At 59.8% G+C, this 18,051-nt stretch carries 1 protein-coding gene (only partly in view); it reads left to right on the top strand.

The genetic code is table 11. The annotated features are described in order from the left end of the window. On the top strand, window positions 1-18,051 hold the 3' portion of the coding sequence (locus GZH79_RS11485) for an LEPR-XLL domain-containing protein (protein ID WP_211643929.1). 10,926 nt of this gene lie to the left of the window's left edge; 18,051 of the gene's 28,977 nt are visible here — the last part of the coding sequence; its start codon lies beyond the left edge, outside the window; the stop codon is at window positions 18,049-18,051.

Raw genomic sequence — 18,051 nt, 5'->3', positions numbered from 1 at the left:
GCGCAGATCGGTCAGACCACTTCGGTTGGCTCTGTCGCCGTTCTTGCGACTTCAGAAATCGACGCGAATGTCGTGACCTACGCCGGGGCGGGTGGTGGTTTGGCCGCGGTCGGCGTGAATGTCGCCGATCTGAAGATCACGCCCGATGTGGTTGCCGAAATCGGCAACAACGTGGCAATCAATGCGACTGGCAATGTGGGCGTCACGGCCATCAGCAGTCACGATGGTACTGCGAACATGTTCGGTATCACTGCGGGCACCTTGGCGGGTGTGGGCGTCAGTATTTCCATTGTCGAAACGTCACCCGACACGACGGCGCAGATCGGTACAGGATTTACCGGCAGTTCGAACGGTCTAAGCGTCGAGGCCATGCACAACGTGCCGACCGTACTGGTGATGGACCCGGATCGCGGCGCCCATGCCATCGCATTGGCGGCAGGCGGTGGGCTGGTCGGTGGACAGGGTGCTGTGCCTTTGGCCAAGGCCAATGCCAGAGTGGCCGCCACCATCATGAATGGCGGCGGTTTCAATGCAGGCACCGGGCTTGTCACCGTCAGTGCCGATGTGCGCAATGCCGCAACGGCGGATGCGCAGACCTTTGCGCTGGGTGCGCTGGGTCTGGGTGCCAGTGTCGCCATTGCAGAGGCCAGCGGCAGCGCCAAGTCGCTGATGGACGGTGTCCTGACCGGTGGCGCGTCGCTGACCGTCAGCGCCAACGGGCGCAACCGCGCCGATACGATGGCCAATGCGGCGTCGCTCGGACTTGTGGCTGGCACTGCGCCGATTTCGCGCGCGACTGTAATGCCGGTGCTGGAAGCCAAGATCGCTGGCAACGTCACTGTCGGCGGCGCTGTGATCGTCAAGGCCACGTCTGATGGCGATGCCTTTGCCAATTCAGACAGCAAGTCCGGGGGAATAGGCGGCGTCGGATTCGTGGAATCGACGGCGACCGTTTCGCCAGATATCGATGCCGTGATCCAAAGCGGCACGATCAGCGGTAGCAGTATCTCGATCCTGACGACGCATAACGCGCAAGACGGCAACACCAGCAAAGCGCGGGCCGTGGCCGAGGCGGCGGGCGTGTCAGGCATTGGTGTTCAGATCAATAAATCCGAGGCCTATGCCAACGCCAACCTGCAATCTTGGGTCGGCAATCAGGCGGTATTCAACGCACCGAACGCCGCGGTCAAGATCGAGGCCAATGGCCGGAATCAGGCCGAGGCTTTGACCGACGGTCTGAACGTCGGCATTTTGGGCGCAGTCGGGATTACCGACAGCTTTGCCTACGCCAACGGCACCGCCAAGGCGTATTTCGCGGATCGCACGACAGCCACGGGCAACGTCGATTTCACCTTTGGCAGTCTCGACATGGATGCGGTGACGCAGGACACGGCTTCGGCCCGCAGCAATGCGGCGGGGGGCGGTGTGATTTCAGTCACCACTAACGATTCCGAGGCTGAGGCTAATTCGACCGTCAAGGCCTGGATCGGCAGTGAAATCAGTCTACTGGCCAGCGGCAACATCACCATCGACGCGCTGGGCACACCAGAGGCGGACGCCTATACAAAGGGCACCAGCGGCGGCGCGATCAACGTGGCGCTGTCCAAGTCCAAAACCACCGTCAATCCAACGGTTTCTGCTGAAATCCGCGCAGGCGTCGTTCTTGAAACCACGGGGAACGTGTCGGTCAAGGCCAAGGCCGACCGCCAGTCGTCGGATGTGCCGTCGTATCGGATCGACAGTGCCGATGGGACAAAGAACACGTTGGTCGTGGATCGGCACGGGCTGGAGACCGGCGACCTGATCGAATATGCTGCGACGGGCAGCACGGTTCCGGGCCTGTCGGGTCAGGTCGATCTGGACGATGGTCTTGGTCTGCGCGACCGCAGCTACAATGTCATTCGTTTCAGCACGGATGTGATTGCATTTGGTAACCGGTTCGACGGTAGCCAGATTGATCCGCTGACCGAACAAATCACGTTCAGCAATCCACACAACTATCTTAGCGGCGACAAGGTCGTGTTGCATGAAGTGAACAGCGCGGGCGAAGATACCGCGCAGCCCGATATCCTGAACAGCACGACGCTTTACGTTCTTGTGGTCGATGACTTCACCATCAAGCTGGTGGACAGCGCGGCCAAGACCTCTGCAAGCTATGTCGAGAACAATTTCAACGATTTCGACTCGACCGACGTGTCGGACAACTACATCAACGTCGGCAGCAATGGTTTCACAGTCGGGCAGGCCGTGACCTATGTCGCGCCGCCAAAGTCGAATTTCCTGACTGTTCAGGTGGATGTGACCGCCGCACAACTGGCCGACGATACCGATACCCGGGAACAGACGACCAACAACAACCGCATCTTCTTTGTCGATCTCGATCCCAATTCGGACGACGAAGGCGACCTGATTGCGCACGGCTTCAGCAACAGCGATCTGGTCGTCTATACGGCGGTCGCGACCACGACGACCAAACTGATCGACGATCCGGATCCGGATGCTTCGCCAGCGGCCAAGATCATCGAAACGACAGTCACCCAAGACCCTATCGGCGGTCTTGAAAGCGGCCGAATCTACCGCGTGGCCAATGTGGACGATGCCGGCAGTTCGCTGCAACTGAAGACGTCGGACACCGTCAGTACGGACGTCTACTACGTCCGCACGCCATCGGGCGGCGACAGCATTCTGCGCACAGACGGGGCGGACTGGGCCGACAACGGGTTCCAGGTGGGCGACACGCTGACAATTGCGGGCAGCAACGGCAACAACGGTTCGTCCTACACAATCGCAGCGGTCAATGGAGACACGCTGGTCCTGAACCAGACGCTGAGCCAGATCACGCGGGTCGATCAGCAGATGACCATCGGGTCGGCCAACGTCGCCACCGCAGGCGACCCCGATCTGCGGGTGACTGTCACCCTGTCAAGCGGCACCTGGGCCGATGCGGGGATCACCAGCGGCACTGTGCGGTTTAAAGCGGGCGGTCTGGTCTATACCGGTTCCGTCGTTCTGAACAGTGGCACGACTCTACGTCTAGACACCGTCTACGTCAGCGGTGCGGGCACCTACGCCGATGCCGTGGTCGAACGGACCTCGGCCGAGACCGATACGATCGACACGCCGATCGTGGCGCTGGACGCAGACAAGTCCGACGACCGCATCCATTCGCTGGCGCTGCTGGAGGATGCACCGATCAGCGGCCTGACCGATGGGCAGACGTATTATGTTCATTCCAAAGATGCGGGCGACGCAAACCGTATTCGGCTGGCCGCAGCCCCGGGTGGCGGCGTCATAACGCTGAATTCGTTCAACGTGGCGGGACAGGATCACTACATCGGGTCCCAAGCCATCGACCTCGACCAGACCGGGTCGAACAATTTCTACGACCTGCGCATCGACGTGACAGCGAACACGGGCCAGACGGACGATGTCATCAATGCGCCCGGTGGCTTGTCACTGGCGGTGGTGGCCCCCCAGACCGGTGACGGTCAGTCATCGTCTACGTCAAAAGGGTCCGGCGGCGGGATCGTTTCTGGCACCGTAAATACCGCCGATATGACCAGCACGCCTACGGTGTCTGCCAACGTTCTGGCGACACTGGTCAGCGCCGGTGGCGATCTGACCATCGAGTCCGACGCATTTACCAAGACAACGGCCTACGCCAGCAACGGCAGCGGCGGTTTCGTTGCTGTGGGCAAGGCGACGGTCAATCATAATTCCGGTAACGGTGATCTGACATCGACGGCGAGCATCGGCGACAACACGCAGTTGATCGCAGGTGGAAACCTGTCGGTCAAATCGCTGGCCGACAACGAGTCCAGCATCAGTTCCAAGGCGACAACCGGCGGATTTGTCGGTGTCGCAAACGCAAAGGCCTATTCGAACACCGATTTCACGTCTGACGTCAGCGTCGGCAGCAACGCCGTCATCTTTGTCGGCGGTTTTGCACAGTTCGTGGCCGAGGGCAGCACGACCGGCAAGGCGACGGCGAACGCAAAAGGTGTCGGTTTTGGCGGTGACGGATCGGCCGATGCCGGATCCAGGGCCAACGACGGGTCCGGCGCATTCACGACGATTGCAGGCAGCGCATTGATCGAGGCGAGCGAGTTGAGCCTTGAGGCCTATCTGAACGATGTCGATCTGCGCACCGACGCCAGCGGGCGCGGCGGCGGTTTCTACAGCGAAGGCGATGGTGAGGCGACGACCGCCTTTGACGCCGACAGCAGCGTGACAATCGGTGGCTCTGCCCGGCTGACTGGCTGGGAAGGCGTCGACATCCTGATCGAAAATAGCGGGGTCATTGCAAAATCCTACAGCTACTCCCGCTCCAGCGGTCTGTTCGGCAAGGTGGATTCGGATTCCGCAACCACTGTCACGGTCGACGCGATCGTGACGGGCGCGGCGCTGGCGAATATCACGGCCGGCCCGCGCGACGAGGCGAATGGCAACCTGGCATTCTACAACTACGCACAGGAACCGGCTTCAGACGCGCAGCGTCTGGCCTTCCTTGTGGTGGCAGAGAACAACCTTGGCACCAATATCACGGAAACTGCGGTCGTCTCCAAACGGTCGCTGGCTTCGGGCGGGGCGTCCGGCAATGACCCCAGTATCACCACCACCAAGCCTATTGTCTTTGACAGTGACGTCACGATCCTGTCCGGTCGGTCGCCCGATCTGCTGGTCGAAAAGCAGGTCACGGTCGACAGCAACGCAATCATCACCAACGCCGAAGTCATCACGATCGACGACAGCGCGGCGCAGGGCGACAGCTTTAAAGCGATACAGTCCGGCAGCATCGAGGGCGACAAGATCTACGTCAACGACATCCAGAACCCCGGACCGGGCGATGTCGTTTTCGATTCTGACAGCATCGCGGGATCGGGCGGCACGTGGACGTTCCGCAATTCGCTGCAACGGATCACGATCCTGAACGAGTCCGACAAGACCATTCAGATCAATGATATCAATGTCTTCGGGGAAAAGCCGCCCGTTGTCGTATTGGCGCCGACGAACCAGGCCGCAGGCAATCGGACGCTCACATTTAACATCGTGACCGATGTCGCACCGACACTGGTGTCGATTCGGAACACCGGTAACAGCGATATCGAATTGAACGGTGATATCAACAATCCGATCGGTGTGACCACGATCGAAAACACCCAAGGCTCTATCTTGGGCACGCAGTCGCGTGACACGTCGGTCGTGCGCAGCCAGATCATCAACGTCGATGCGGCACAGGATGCGGGCCGGTATGGTCAGCGTATCGTCATCGACCTGGTCGATTCCGTGGGCACACCTGAAGCGTTCAGCTTTACCACGGCGCAAGTCGGTGCCCTGTCGAACCAGATATTCCTGGGGCTGGGCAACAAGTTCTTTGACGGCCAACTTGTGCGCTATGATACGGACTCTGGTTCGGCAGCGTTGGGCGGTCTGACCGATGGCGATCTTTATTACATCCGTCTGAGTGCTGACGGAAACGCAGCAACCCTGTCGCTGGTCGAAGGCGGAACTGCGGTCGACCTGACCGGAGGCGGCACATTGACTGACGGTCACACGCTGACAGCCGTCGAAGTGATCACCGTGGATGCCGGCAACGATGCCTATCTCGACGTGCGCGCGCTGCTGCGGCAGGACCTTGCGAATGTCGAAAAGGCGGACGGTGCCTATCTGGTCAACATTGATCGCGTGGCGGCGGGCAACACCGCCGACGTGCTGTTGCAGGCAACATGGCTGCAGGACGGACTGGGCGGCGGTGGCGGCGTGATCGTCAAGCACCCCCAGAACAATACGGCGCCTGCGGACAACACCTATGAGGTGTTTTTCGATGACATCGATCAGAAAGCCAACAAGACGGATCGCGGTGCGTTTGCCGAAGGCATTTCATCGACACCCGAAACGACATTTGATTTCCGTGGTATCGACCCCGTCACACAACTGCGGACCCTTGCCGGTTTGCAGGCGGGCGCTGTGTCTGGCACGGGCAACATCGTGGTCGCGGCGGCAAATTCTGCCCCAGGCGATGTGCGGATCAACATCCTCGCACTGACGGAAACCGATACCACCGGCAATGCCACGGGCGCGGGCCATGTTTCTGCGCTGACGAACGGTTGGATCGCGATGACAGAGCTGACCGGGGATTTCCGGGTCGGCACGATCACATCCACCGACGACGATGTGCTGCTGTATGCGCCGCGAAGCTTTGTGGATGCGCAGGGTGTCAACAATCAGGCGGATGCCGACATCGCCGGTTTCAACATCACCCTGATTGCGGCATCGGGTTTCGTGAATCCCGACGCGGACGACATTCAGGGTACCGACGGAGAGGTCGAAACGCCGACCATCGGTGCCAGCGGTTTCGGCGGCGGGATCGGCTATGCGTCCAATTTCCTTGAAATCGACGTTGATCGCAGCAGCGTGACTCTGGCTGGGACGGGCGTGCTGCGGGCGTTTGATAACACCGCGACGACCAGCGATGGCATTTTCATCGACGAGGTGATTGGCGATCTGCACATCCACACCGTTCATTCGATTTCGGACGTATCCCTGCGGACGACGGGCGGTTCCATTGTCGATGCACGCAATGACGATGCGGCCAATATCATCGGGTTGAGCATCGATCTTGATGCCAACGGCGTCGGTTCCACCATTGGTGAGGTCGGTGACGATCTTGAAATCGACAGCCGCAACGGCCTGACCCCGGTTGGCCTAGAGGTTGATTCCGACGATGTGGCGCTCGAAGCGGACGGTAGCATCTGGTTGACAGAGGTCGCCGAAGAACTGCGTCTGGTACTGGCACACAGCTATGTCGGAGATATCCGGCTGACCGTTCGCGAGGCCACCGGTTCGACCTCGACCAGCGAGAATTTCGAACTGATCGAAAGCGGATCGGCCCGGTTTGCCGAAGGCAACAGCATTGCACCGGGCAACCATGCGGATGCCGACCGGATCATTGCCGAAGGACTGGTCTACGCGGAACTGGGCGCGGTCGAACTGCGTGTCGGCGACGACGTGACCCTTGACGACAATGCCGGGATCATCGCGGGCGAAGGGATCATCATTCGCGGTGATTATGGCGATAGGGATGTAAATATCGGGACTACGATGGTTCTGCGCGGTGTCATCATGGCGGGGGCAATTCTGGACGTTGCAGGTCAACGTAACGGCGGGACCCCGATTGGCACCTCTTCGCCGAACCTGACGCGGGCGCCGTTGCGTACGGACGATGACTTTGAAGCACGGTTGACGCAGGTTTTCGGCGGTTCCGATGTCGATTTCTTCCAGTTTGGCGACACCAGCGGCGTGGCCGGGACCACGGTGCGTGGGATGGACGGCTATATCAAGCTGGGATCAAAGACGCGCGTCCATGGCGGGGCGACACCCGATGTGGCCAATGACGTTGACGACGGTGAAGACCGGTTTGCGGTCTATTACCTACAGGATACGGCGACACAGACATCGCCGCAGACCGGACCGAACGCTGTGGATGCGAAGGGCAATCTCGCGCCGGGTCACGAGGTCGTCGCCGAGCATACGCTGACACTCGACGGTCAGTCGGACCTTGATTTCTACAGCGTTTATTCGCTGGGCAGCCAAGGCGATGAGCGCAATTATATCATCAACGTGCTGGATACCGGCGCAGAAGATGACGGCGCCGATCAACTGTCGATCTTTGGCAATGACGGCACCAACGACGGCAAGACGGACGATATCTTTCTACTGCGGGCCGCCAATTTCCTGCCGGGAGAGACAGCGGACCGTCCGGGATACGTGGCGATCCTGCACGGTCAGATCGACGGCTATCAGGACGTGATCTACAACAACGAGGAAAGCACCAAGGTCCAGCGGATTGCCTACGATACCGGCATCAACGGTCGTCTGGTCGTCGAAGGTCGTGGCGGCAACGACGCGTTCTTTACCGATGACACCACAGTCATCACCACGCTGGACGGCGGGGCCGATGACGACACGTTCCAGATCGGCCAGATCTTTGGCGAAAAGCGCAACGTGTCCGAAGGCAATCTTTTGGCGCAGGACGTTTTCCCCGAACTGGTTGCCACGTCACGGGGCTGGTTGAGCGCGGGGTCATCTTCGCCGCTGCTGGCGCAGGGTGGCACAGGCAACGATGAATTCCGGGTCTATTCCAATCAGTCCGAGTTGCGGCTTGAAGGCGATGACGACAATGATCTGTTCATCATCCGCGCGTTTGCACTGGCCGCGACCATCGACTTTGACTGGAACCATGACGGTGCCTACACACAGGACGATCTGGATGCCGGTGTCGTGGTTCTGTCGGAACTTCGGGACCTGCAGACGGGTGGCCTGACTGCCGACGCCGCCATCAACGCGCTGATGGCGACCTCGGTCTTTGGTTTGGCCGGACCGGACGATGATTATCGCGCCGCGTTGCGCGCTTCTCTGCGCACCGTGACATCTGGCGGGACGGATTACCTCTTTGACACCAATGGTGACGGCAACATCAACTTTACCGACCTGTTGCTGACGCCTGATGATGTGACCGACGACGAGATCGTGCTGGACGACAAAGGTGTGGCCGTGCCGCAAATCGGGCTCGGATTCTCGATCGGTCAAGCACCTGATATCCGCGCGGGTGGCGGTCAGGACGAAGTGCGCTACAACGTCAACGCGCCGGTTTCGGTCGATGGCGGCACGGGCTTTGACAAGCTGGTGATCCTTGGCACCGAATTTGCCGATGACATCGTGATCACAGCGCAGGGTATCTTTGGTGCCGGTCTGAATGTCCGCTATTCCACGATGGAAGTGGTCGAGGTCGATGGCCTTGAAGGCGATGATGAGTTCTTTATCCGCTCCACCGCGTTTGGCGTGGCCTACCGCGTGATCGGCGGTCTGGGGTCGGATACAATCAATGTCGCAGGCGACGTGACAGAGGATATCGTGACCCGTGAGCTGGAGGGCGTATCTGGTGCCGTCGATCATCTGGTGACATCTGATGACACCCTTTATGACGGTCTGCTGATCGATGGGTTCAACTACAACGTCGCCACAGAAGGCGAGGGTCTGGTCGTCATCGACGAAGGCCCCGACGGCTTTACCGCCGTTCGAGAAGGCGGGCCGGATGCGGTCGACAGCTATACGGTGCGGCTGGCGCAGGCGCTGGCGGAGGGCGAGGTTGTCTATGTGACCGTGTCGGCGGCGCGTTCGCCCGAGGAAGAGCGGAACGACACGCTGATCAATCCCGCGCCGTTGCCCAACGGACCGGGCGATACGTTCTGGCTGTCCACGGTGGCAGGTGCCGCTGTGCCCAGTGACTTTACCCGCAATGCCGGGTTCGATATCAACGGCGATGGCGTCGTCGATCTGCATGACGTGATCGAGAACCGCGCCGTTGTGCTGCGGTTCGATCACACCAACTACGATCAGGCGCAGACCGTCTCGCTTTACGCGGTGGATGACACCCGCGCCGAAGGCGACCGCGTGGTCGTCATGCAGCATTCGGTCATTTCGAACAGTGCCGCCTATGACGCCATCGACGTGGCCAACGTCGAAGTACAGGTCAAAGACAATGATACGCCGGGCATCAACATCCGTCAGGTCGACAGTACCTTGGTCGAGGATGGTCGCACCATATTGATCGAAGGCGACGAAACCACGGGGCTGACTGACATCATCCAGATCGATCTGGCGAAAAAACCCGCTGGAACTGTTGTTGTCGAGCTGACGCTGAACGATCTGTCCGACCGGGCGTTGCGTCTGGTCAATATCGACAGCAACCCAGACCTGAAAATCCTTCTGACGGCGGAGCGCTATATCAATGGGGATGGCGACCTTGTCGTCGGCACGGCAACCTTTACCGATCTGACGTGGGACACCCCGATCAATATCGGGCTGGAAGCCCGCGATGATGCGGTGCGCGAAGACCCGCAGACCGCGACCATCGGCTTTGCCCGTGGGATCGACACCACGGACCCCGACTTTGTCTTTCCGAACCTGCGGTCGGGCAGCGGTCTGTTGCCTGTCACGGTGCTGGACAATGAAACAGCTGGATCACTGGTGCAGCAGTCCGGTGGATCGACCGTCCTGATCCCCGATGGTAGCGACACCAAAGACTACACGTTGCGTCTGACCAAGCAGCCGACGTCGGACGTCAATGTCGCGGTTCTGACCGACGGTCTTGCCGATGTCGTCGCAATCGGCGATAAAATGGCCACCTATGAGACCATCGGCGGTGTGCGCGCCACGCAGAAATTTGCGGGCGCCATCGTCTTTGAAGAGATCGGTGGCAAGCTGACCCTGACCCGTGGCCCCGGCGCTGACTTTGGCGATTTTGTGGCCGACGGCTGGATCACGGGTGACCTGATCCGCATTGCTGGCACGGATGTCAGTGGCGCGGACGTGAACGGTGATTACGCCATCGAAAGCGTCACGACGCAGACGATCACGCTGACCACGACCGATGCCGATGCGTCGCCCACGGCCACCCAGGTCGATACCGTGATCCTGTCGCTTTTGAACGAACGCGACGTCTGGACCGGCTATGCAAAGCTTGCGACCGAAACCGATCCGCTGACCGGTGATCAATCCACCCGTCTGATCCGCACCGATGCCACTGGCAACCAATTGGATGCGGCTGTTCAGGGGTGGCTCCGCGAGGGGTTCCTTGAAGGACAGCGCGTGCGGATCACGAATGTCGGCACCGACGATTTTGTCGATGCCAAGATCGCAATCATCCGCGGCGACAACGACACGCAGGACGACAAGTTACAGTTCACACTCGACCCAATGTCCGATGACGCTTTCTCGGATGCGGGATGGCTGTCGAATGGATCGGCCACCATGGTCGAGGTCAACCGCATCGCGGTCGTTGCGACCTTTACCGACGCAAACTTTTACGACGAACAGAAGATCACGCTAAAGGCTGACATCTACTACGAGGTCCCGAGCACCCGTGACGGTGTTAAAATCTTTGCGGTCAAGGCGCATCGCCTGTCTGACCTACAGGGCCCACTGGCCGTCGAAGGTGGCCCTGCCGGTGCCGACAGGTCGTTGACCAACGGCATCAAGCTGGCGGGTGAGCGCGACGACTTTCTGATCGCGATTGCGGCGCAGGCGCCGGAAAGCCAGCAGATCGATGTGCTGAATATCTTTAACGACAGCAGTCTGGCTGATGGCACCGGCGTTCTGGACGACACGACGCTGCGTGGTTTCGGCATGGCCGATGACCTTGTCTTTCCGGACGTGAGCGGCCCGATCTTTGGCGAAGGCACCGAGGGCGCTGTCCCGCAGGATTTGGTCTATGCAGGCGGTCTAAGCTTTGGAAAGGTCAATTTTGGCGTATCTGGCGTGGGCACGGATGGCGCGGACAGCACCATCGAAGTGTTCAATTTCATGATGGGCGAAGGCAACGACTATCTTGACGTACTCGGTACGCTGAACCCGGCTGAATTCGTGTCAGCGCAAAACGAATTTACCTTTATCAACGGGTGGAGCGACGGCAACTACAATTTCCTCTACACCCAGAATCCCGAATTCAAGAACGCCCAGGTGATCAGCCGAGAGGGTTTCAACTGGAAAGCCGAAGGCTTTCTTGTCGGGCAGACCGTGACCATCGAAGGCGTGGCGGGCCAAAGCTGGACCATCATCGGCATCGAAGACGCGATCGAATACTTCGAAGCTGACGGCACGACGCCAATCATCAACCCCGAAACCGACGAACCCTACCGCGACCCCAGCGACAATTCGCTGCTGATCCTGTCGGGCAACGACTTCCCCGCGATAACGGGCGAGGCCAAACTGGTCGCGACAGATAAACCGGTTCTTGAAGAGGTGACAGTCAGCATCAGCGGTGGGCTGATCACGCGATCCGCGGGCAACTGGGCGGAGTCCGGATTTCTTGCCGGTCATCTGCTGCAAATCGGTATTGGCGACAACAGGTCCGAACTGCGGATCGTCGATATTTCCGACGACGGGCTGATCTTGACCGTCAAGGGTGACGATCTGAACGACCTGCCTGCCACCCTGACTGATTTCTTCTGGGTTCAGGGCGCACACGGGGGGCTGACCGTTCTGCACGGCGGTGGCAATCTGGTTGTCGATACCAGCGGCAGCTTTGATTTGCGGACGGTCGACGGTGAAAACATCGCGACCCGTTTGGACGGGCGCAGCTTTGCCGATAATCGGTTCGCGGTTGGCCAGCTGGTCCAGCTGGCGGGCGAAAGCCATACACGCCAAATTCTGGAAATACGCGATGCGACAGCGTCGGATTACGGCATCGCAGACGGCTTTACGAGCTGGGGCAGGGATGCGCAGCTTGTCCTGTCCGATCCGCTGGCAGGCGGGGCGATTGATTGGGGCACCGGCGGTGCCGTTGATGCCGATCTAAGCTTGGCGACGGCGACCGTTACGACAACACTGGTCGAAAACGTGGACATTCGCGTGGATCGTCTGGTTCGGACCGATGGAACCGATTGGACCGGATTTGTCGCCGGTGACTTTATCGAAATCGCCGGGCAGCCGGGACAGTTCGAAATCACTGCCATCAATGGCAATGTTCTGACTGTCGGCAATGCCGCACTTGATCCCTGTGACGATGGCCCGGTGACGGTGACGCTGACGCGCACCGATATCACCACCTCGACCGGCGCCAGCATCGGCGGCGACCATTTTGTCGTCACAGGCGGGGCCGGGCCCGACAGCCCGTTGGTCATCTATGGTGACACCAGCCAGGACGGCATGTGGTACAGCGGCGAGCCGAGCAATCCGCTGGGTATCGAATTGGGTGAAAAGCCGTTCGACCCGTTCCCAGAGCTTCCCGATGCCGAAAACGAGGACGACGAGTGGATTTTTCCGGTCGCAAACTGGTTCAAGAACTTTGGCAACGATGTCATCGATGCCAGCGGTCTTTTCGCCGATGTGACCTATGGCGCTGACGGGCTGCCGCGCGATGCGGATGGCAAGGTGGTGACCGTCGGGTTGGTGGCCTACGGCGGTCCGGGCAACGATCTGTTGATCGGCAGCCAGGTCGGTGACCATCTGGCAGGTGGCTCTGGCGATGATACGATCATCGGTCAGCGGGGCGTGGACCACATTTATGGCGACAGCGGCGTGAATGTGAACATCTTCACCCGCGCGCTGGATATCGCCACGTCGGACAACAGTCCCGAACCCACGGCGATCAAGAACTTTCCGCGGACTGAATCGACCTTCTCGCCGGTTGCGTCGAAGGTGCTGGATCATCTGACTGCCGGTCGGGATACGATCATCGGCGACGGCAGCGGTGCGACCGGGTTCGACATGACGCCCGATATCATCTTTGGCGATCATGGGGTCGTCACGCAAAACGTGCAGGACCCGAACCTGCCCGACGTGGGTGCACCTGCTGGTGTCCAGATTCTACAAAAGATCCAGACGACCCTGCTAGAGTCCGTTTTGGTGATCGAGGCGGTCGAGCTGCAGAATGGTGGTGACGATATCCTGATCGCGGGTGGCATGGAAGACATCCTGATCGGTGGCGCCGGACATGACATCATCGACGGCGGTGCGGGCGATGACCTGATCTTTGGCGACAACGTGACGCTGACGCGGATGGGTCCTGCCGGTGACACGAACCTGACGGACGATATTGCCAGCCTGCGGTATCAGACACTTGCGGGAACACTGATGTATTCGCGCAGTGACCGCGCCACCTCTGCCGGTTACGGTGAAGAGGTCGCTGGCGAGGACACAAGCGGCGTGCTTATGGTTTCGCTAAACGAGAAAGACAAACCGATTGCGCGCGACTACCGCGATCCGAACGGGCCAAGCTGGTGGAACGAATATACCATCGACTACGCGTTGCAGCATACGATGGAAATGGCAGCGGGTCGCGTTGGGGCGGGCAGCTTTGGAAATGACTACATCGCCGGTGGCCAAGGTAACGATCAGATATTTGGTCAGTTGGGCAACGATGTCATCCAGGGTGACGGTACTGTTCAGGGCACGATCCTGGACGCTGCCGAAATTCAGGCGCTGATCGACGGTGTGGACGTGGACACCCGCCGCGTCGGCGCGGCCCGCGACCCACAGGGCGATCACGATCCGATTGGCCCGCTGACGGTGATTGCCGTGGATATCGTCGCGACCGATCTAACGCAGGACGGAGAAGACTATATCGAAGGCGGCGGCGGCTGTGACGTCATATTCGGTGGGCTGGGACAGGATGACCTGATCGGCGGATCGTCCAGCTTTTTCAGCCTGACCGACAGAAATATGCGGCCAGATGGCAAAGACATGATCTTTGGCGGTACCGGTGTGCAAATCGACCGCAACGACGACGACCTGCCCGGCGATCCGGCAGCACAACACAACCGACACGCGCACGATGCGGATGTCATCGTGGCTGACAATGGCAACATCGTCCGCCTTGTCGGTGTGAACGGCACGGACGTCCAGAGTTTGACGGGAGGGGCGCAGGATTACCTGCACTTTGCTTACGACACTGACGCCTATAACGCAGATGAAAAGATCATCGTGCGCGGCGTCAGCCTGCTAGACTACACCCCCGCTGGGCCCGACCTGCAACTTGATGGCTGGAACAACGACGTGTTCGGCAACGACGAGGTCCACGGCGAGACCGGCGACGACGTGATCTACCTTGGCGGCGGTGCGGATATCGGCTTTGGTGATGCGGACAACGACGACATCTACGGCAACTGGGGCAGCGACTGGATTTCCGGCGGCACCGGTATCGACGGGATCGTCGGCGACGACGGTCGGATCATGACCAGCCGCAACACCGCACTGGAGCGCGGGCAGGACTACGGCAGTGCTTTTGCCGAAAGCCTTTATGGCGTGTTCAAGCTGCTGGCGACCGATCCTGACAGCCGCACAAGCCAGGGCAACGTCATCAACGAATTCATCTATTCGCCGGGACGGGTGCAGACCGAGACAATCAACGTCGCGGGCGAGCTGCTGAAATCCGTCGATTTGACGCCGTATAACGTCGATCCCGACAGCGCCCTTCAGGCTGATCCGAATGCGCATAACCCGATGTTTGCGGATGATGTGATCTTTGGCGGTCTGGGCGACGACTTTATCCACGGTGGATCTGGCGACGACGCCATCGCTGGCGGAGAGGCTTTGACGGAAAGCTATGTTCAGCTTTATCTGGACGACGGCGACGCCATCCCCGACGGCTTGGTGCGAACTGACTTCTCGCGTCCTTGGAACCCCGAACGGGGCAATATTCTGAACTTTGGCGCGGACACCGATCCGTGGAACGACCCCCAGAACATCCGCACGCGGCTTGGTGAATTCCTGCTGTATGACGAATATGATCCACGCCGGGTGATCCTGTTCGCAGACGATGGCACAGTCTGGAAGGGCGATGACAACCCATTGGACTATAAGCAGTTCTTCCTTAACCTCGCTGACAACGAAGGCCGCACAGAACTGGGCTATATCGATTTTGAAAACAACGGCACGCCGATCGGCGAGATGGTGGCCCGTGAAAGCGACGGTGACGATCGCATCTTTGGCGACGTTGGTAACGACTGGCTGGTCGGTGGCACCGGGCGCGACCACATCTACGGTGGCTTCGGCAACGACCTGATGAACGGTGACGACGTGATGGGCGGCGCCAATCCGAACGGTGCCAACTATGACGCCTACAGCGGTCGCAACGACAGCACCGATACGCATGTGTCGTACGAGGACCGCATCTATGGTGGCGCCGGGCTGGATATCCTGATCGGCAACACCGGTGGCGACCGCCTGATTGACTGGGTGGGCGAATTCAATTCATACATCGTGCCGTTCGCCCCGTTTGGGATCGCGACGGTCAGCCGTCAGGTTCCGCCCGCACTGTTCGACTTCCTCTGGGCGCAGGCGGCCAGCGACGGCGTCGACATGACGCGCACGGCGGATACCGGGCAAAGCAACTCGCGCTCGCGCTATTCCAACGTAGCGGGCTTTATGGGCGACCCAGACGGTGAACTGGGTCTGGTGACTCAGCGTGACAAGGGGCTGTGGCAGGACCAGACAGGTGCGCCAAGCGATCCGCAGGCGGGCAACATCCCCGGCGGCGCGCGGGACGTGTTGCGCACGGCAGATTTCAACGATCGCAAGGGCAACGGATTTGCCACCGATACCGGGGCCTTCACGCCCACCGGGGGCCGCATGGCCGTAACCGCCGACGATGGCGCATCCACCGCAACCGCAGTGATGATCGTGGACCGCTACCTGCCGCGCTACTACGAGGTGCAGACGACCTTTAATCTCGACAAGCCGACAGGCGGATGGAAAGCCAACGGTTACATCATTTTCGACTATTATTCCGATCAGGATTTCAAGTTTGCGGGCATCAACGTGTCCACCAACAAGATCGAAATGGGTTATGTCGACGCCGCTGGCTGGCACTATACCGTACAGTCGAAAAAGCCGGTTCGGATCAAGCCGGGTGCAAATTACGATGTGCTGGTCGCGGTCAACGACAACAACGTCACCTTGGTGGTCGAAGGGGTGAACTGGTTCACCCACGATTACGATCCACGCTACGATATTGCGGGCGAGATCATTCCGATGAATGCCGGAATGGTGGGTATTGCGATGGATGGCAGTCGCGGCACCTTTGACAACTTCAAGGTGCAGATTCTACCGCCCGAATGGACGCTGGATGAAACGGACGATTTCGAAGGCGTGGTCGACGAGCTGACCCAGACGGTTCAATCCGGCGACTGGGCCCAGCAGGGTGGCACGCTGGCCGGCATCGCACAGGGCTTGCAGCCTGCGATCAACCTGATTGATCTTGGCAGCCAGATTGCCGCCAACAGCTATCTTGAACTTGCCGTCGATATCGACGGATCGGGCCAAGGCGGGCTGATTTTCGACAGCTACGATGCTGAAAACTATAAATTCGTGGCCCTGGATGCGGCCTTTGGTCGTATCATTGTCGGTCATGCCACGTCCGACGACGGCATCGTCATCGATCACAGCCAGAACGTCGTTCTGACCGGCAAGACGGGGCACAACCTGCAAGTGACCTTCAAAGGCGCAGGCATGGAAATCCGCGTGGACGGTGTGAAGCTGGGTGATTACGCCTTTAACGCCGTCACAGTAGACGGTCAGTTCGGTGTCATCGTTCTGGACGGCATGGTGGCGTTTGACAATTTGCGGGTCGCGACCAACGATGATGCATTCGCCGACACCATGCGTCTTGGTGGCGCGACCTTGCAGACATCGGCGCCCTACGACGACGCAGAAGCCGTGTCCGTGGACCAGTCCGAGACGTCCTTGGCCACAAGCGACCAGACAGGGTCAACTGATGCCACTGTTTCTGACAGCCAAGTGACGACGACGCGCAGCCTGACCACGGATGATGTCGCTGCGATCTTTGACGCGGCACTGGCTGACTGGGCCGAAAGCGGTCTTGTCACCGAAGCCGAGCTGGCCGCGATCTCGGCTAGCTTCGCGGTGGTGGACCTCACCGGTAATACGCTGGCCAGCGCCACGCAGGACGGCGTCATCCAGATCGATGTCGATGCAGCGGGAGTGGGTTGGTATCTTGATCCCGATCCCGAAACCGACGACGAATTCGAAGGGACGGTGCAAGGCGTCGATCTTTTGTCGGTGCTGCGTCACGAAATCGGTCACCTGCTGGGATTCGAGCATAACGAGCTTACGATCATGTCCGGTGAAATCGACGCTGGCGAACGCATTGCGATCGTGGAACCCGCGCCCACTGATACGGTTGAAGAACCATCGACGCCGGTTTCAGAGCCTGTTGATGACAAAACCCCGACCAAAGGCGGCGGAAAGGGCAACCGCAATGCGGCACTCAGCGACGGGTTGGTCTTTGATCCAATGACCGGGTCCCTGGTTCCGGCAGACGAGGCTGAATTGCTCTTTGCGCGCTATGAAATGGCAGCACCGAGCGAGACGGCCAAGATCATTCAAATCGCGGCCTTTGGAAGCGTCGCCGCCGTTGCGGCACAAAAAGGCCGCGCAAACCAGAACGTGGTCGCTGCAAAGCAAGGAGACCCGCAGTCCCCGCCGCAAAGCCTTGGAAGCAAGCTAAAGGGTTGGCTTCGGATCGCTTGA

It is taken from the genome of Loktanella sp. SALINAS62 (assembly GCF_018263905.1).
In the GTDB taxonomy this organism is placed as follows: Bacteria; Pseudomonadota; Alphaproteobacteria; order Rhodobacterales; family Rhodobacteraceae; genus Loktanella.
Note: the sequence above shows the minus strand (reverse complement) of the source record. Positions and strands in the feature narration are given on the sequence as shown.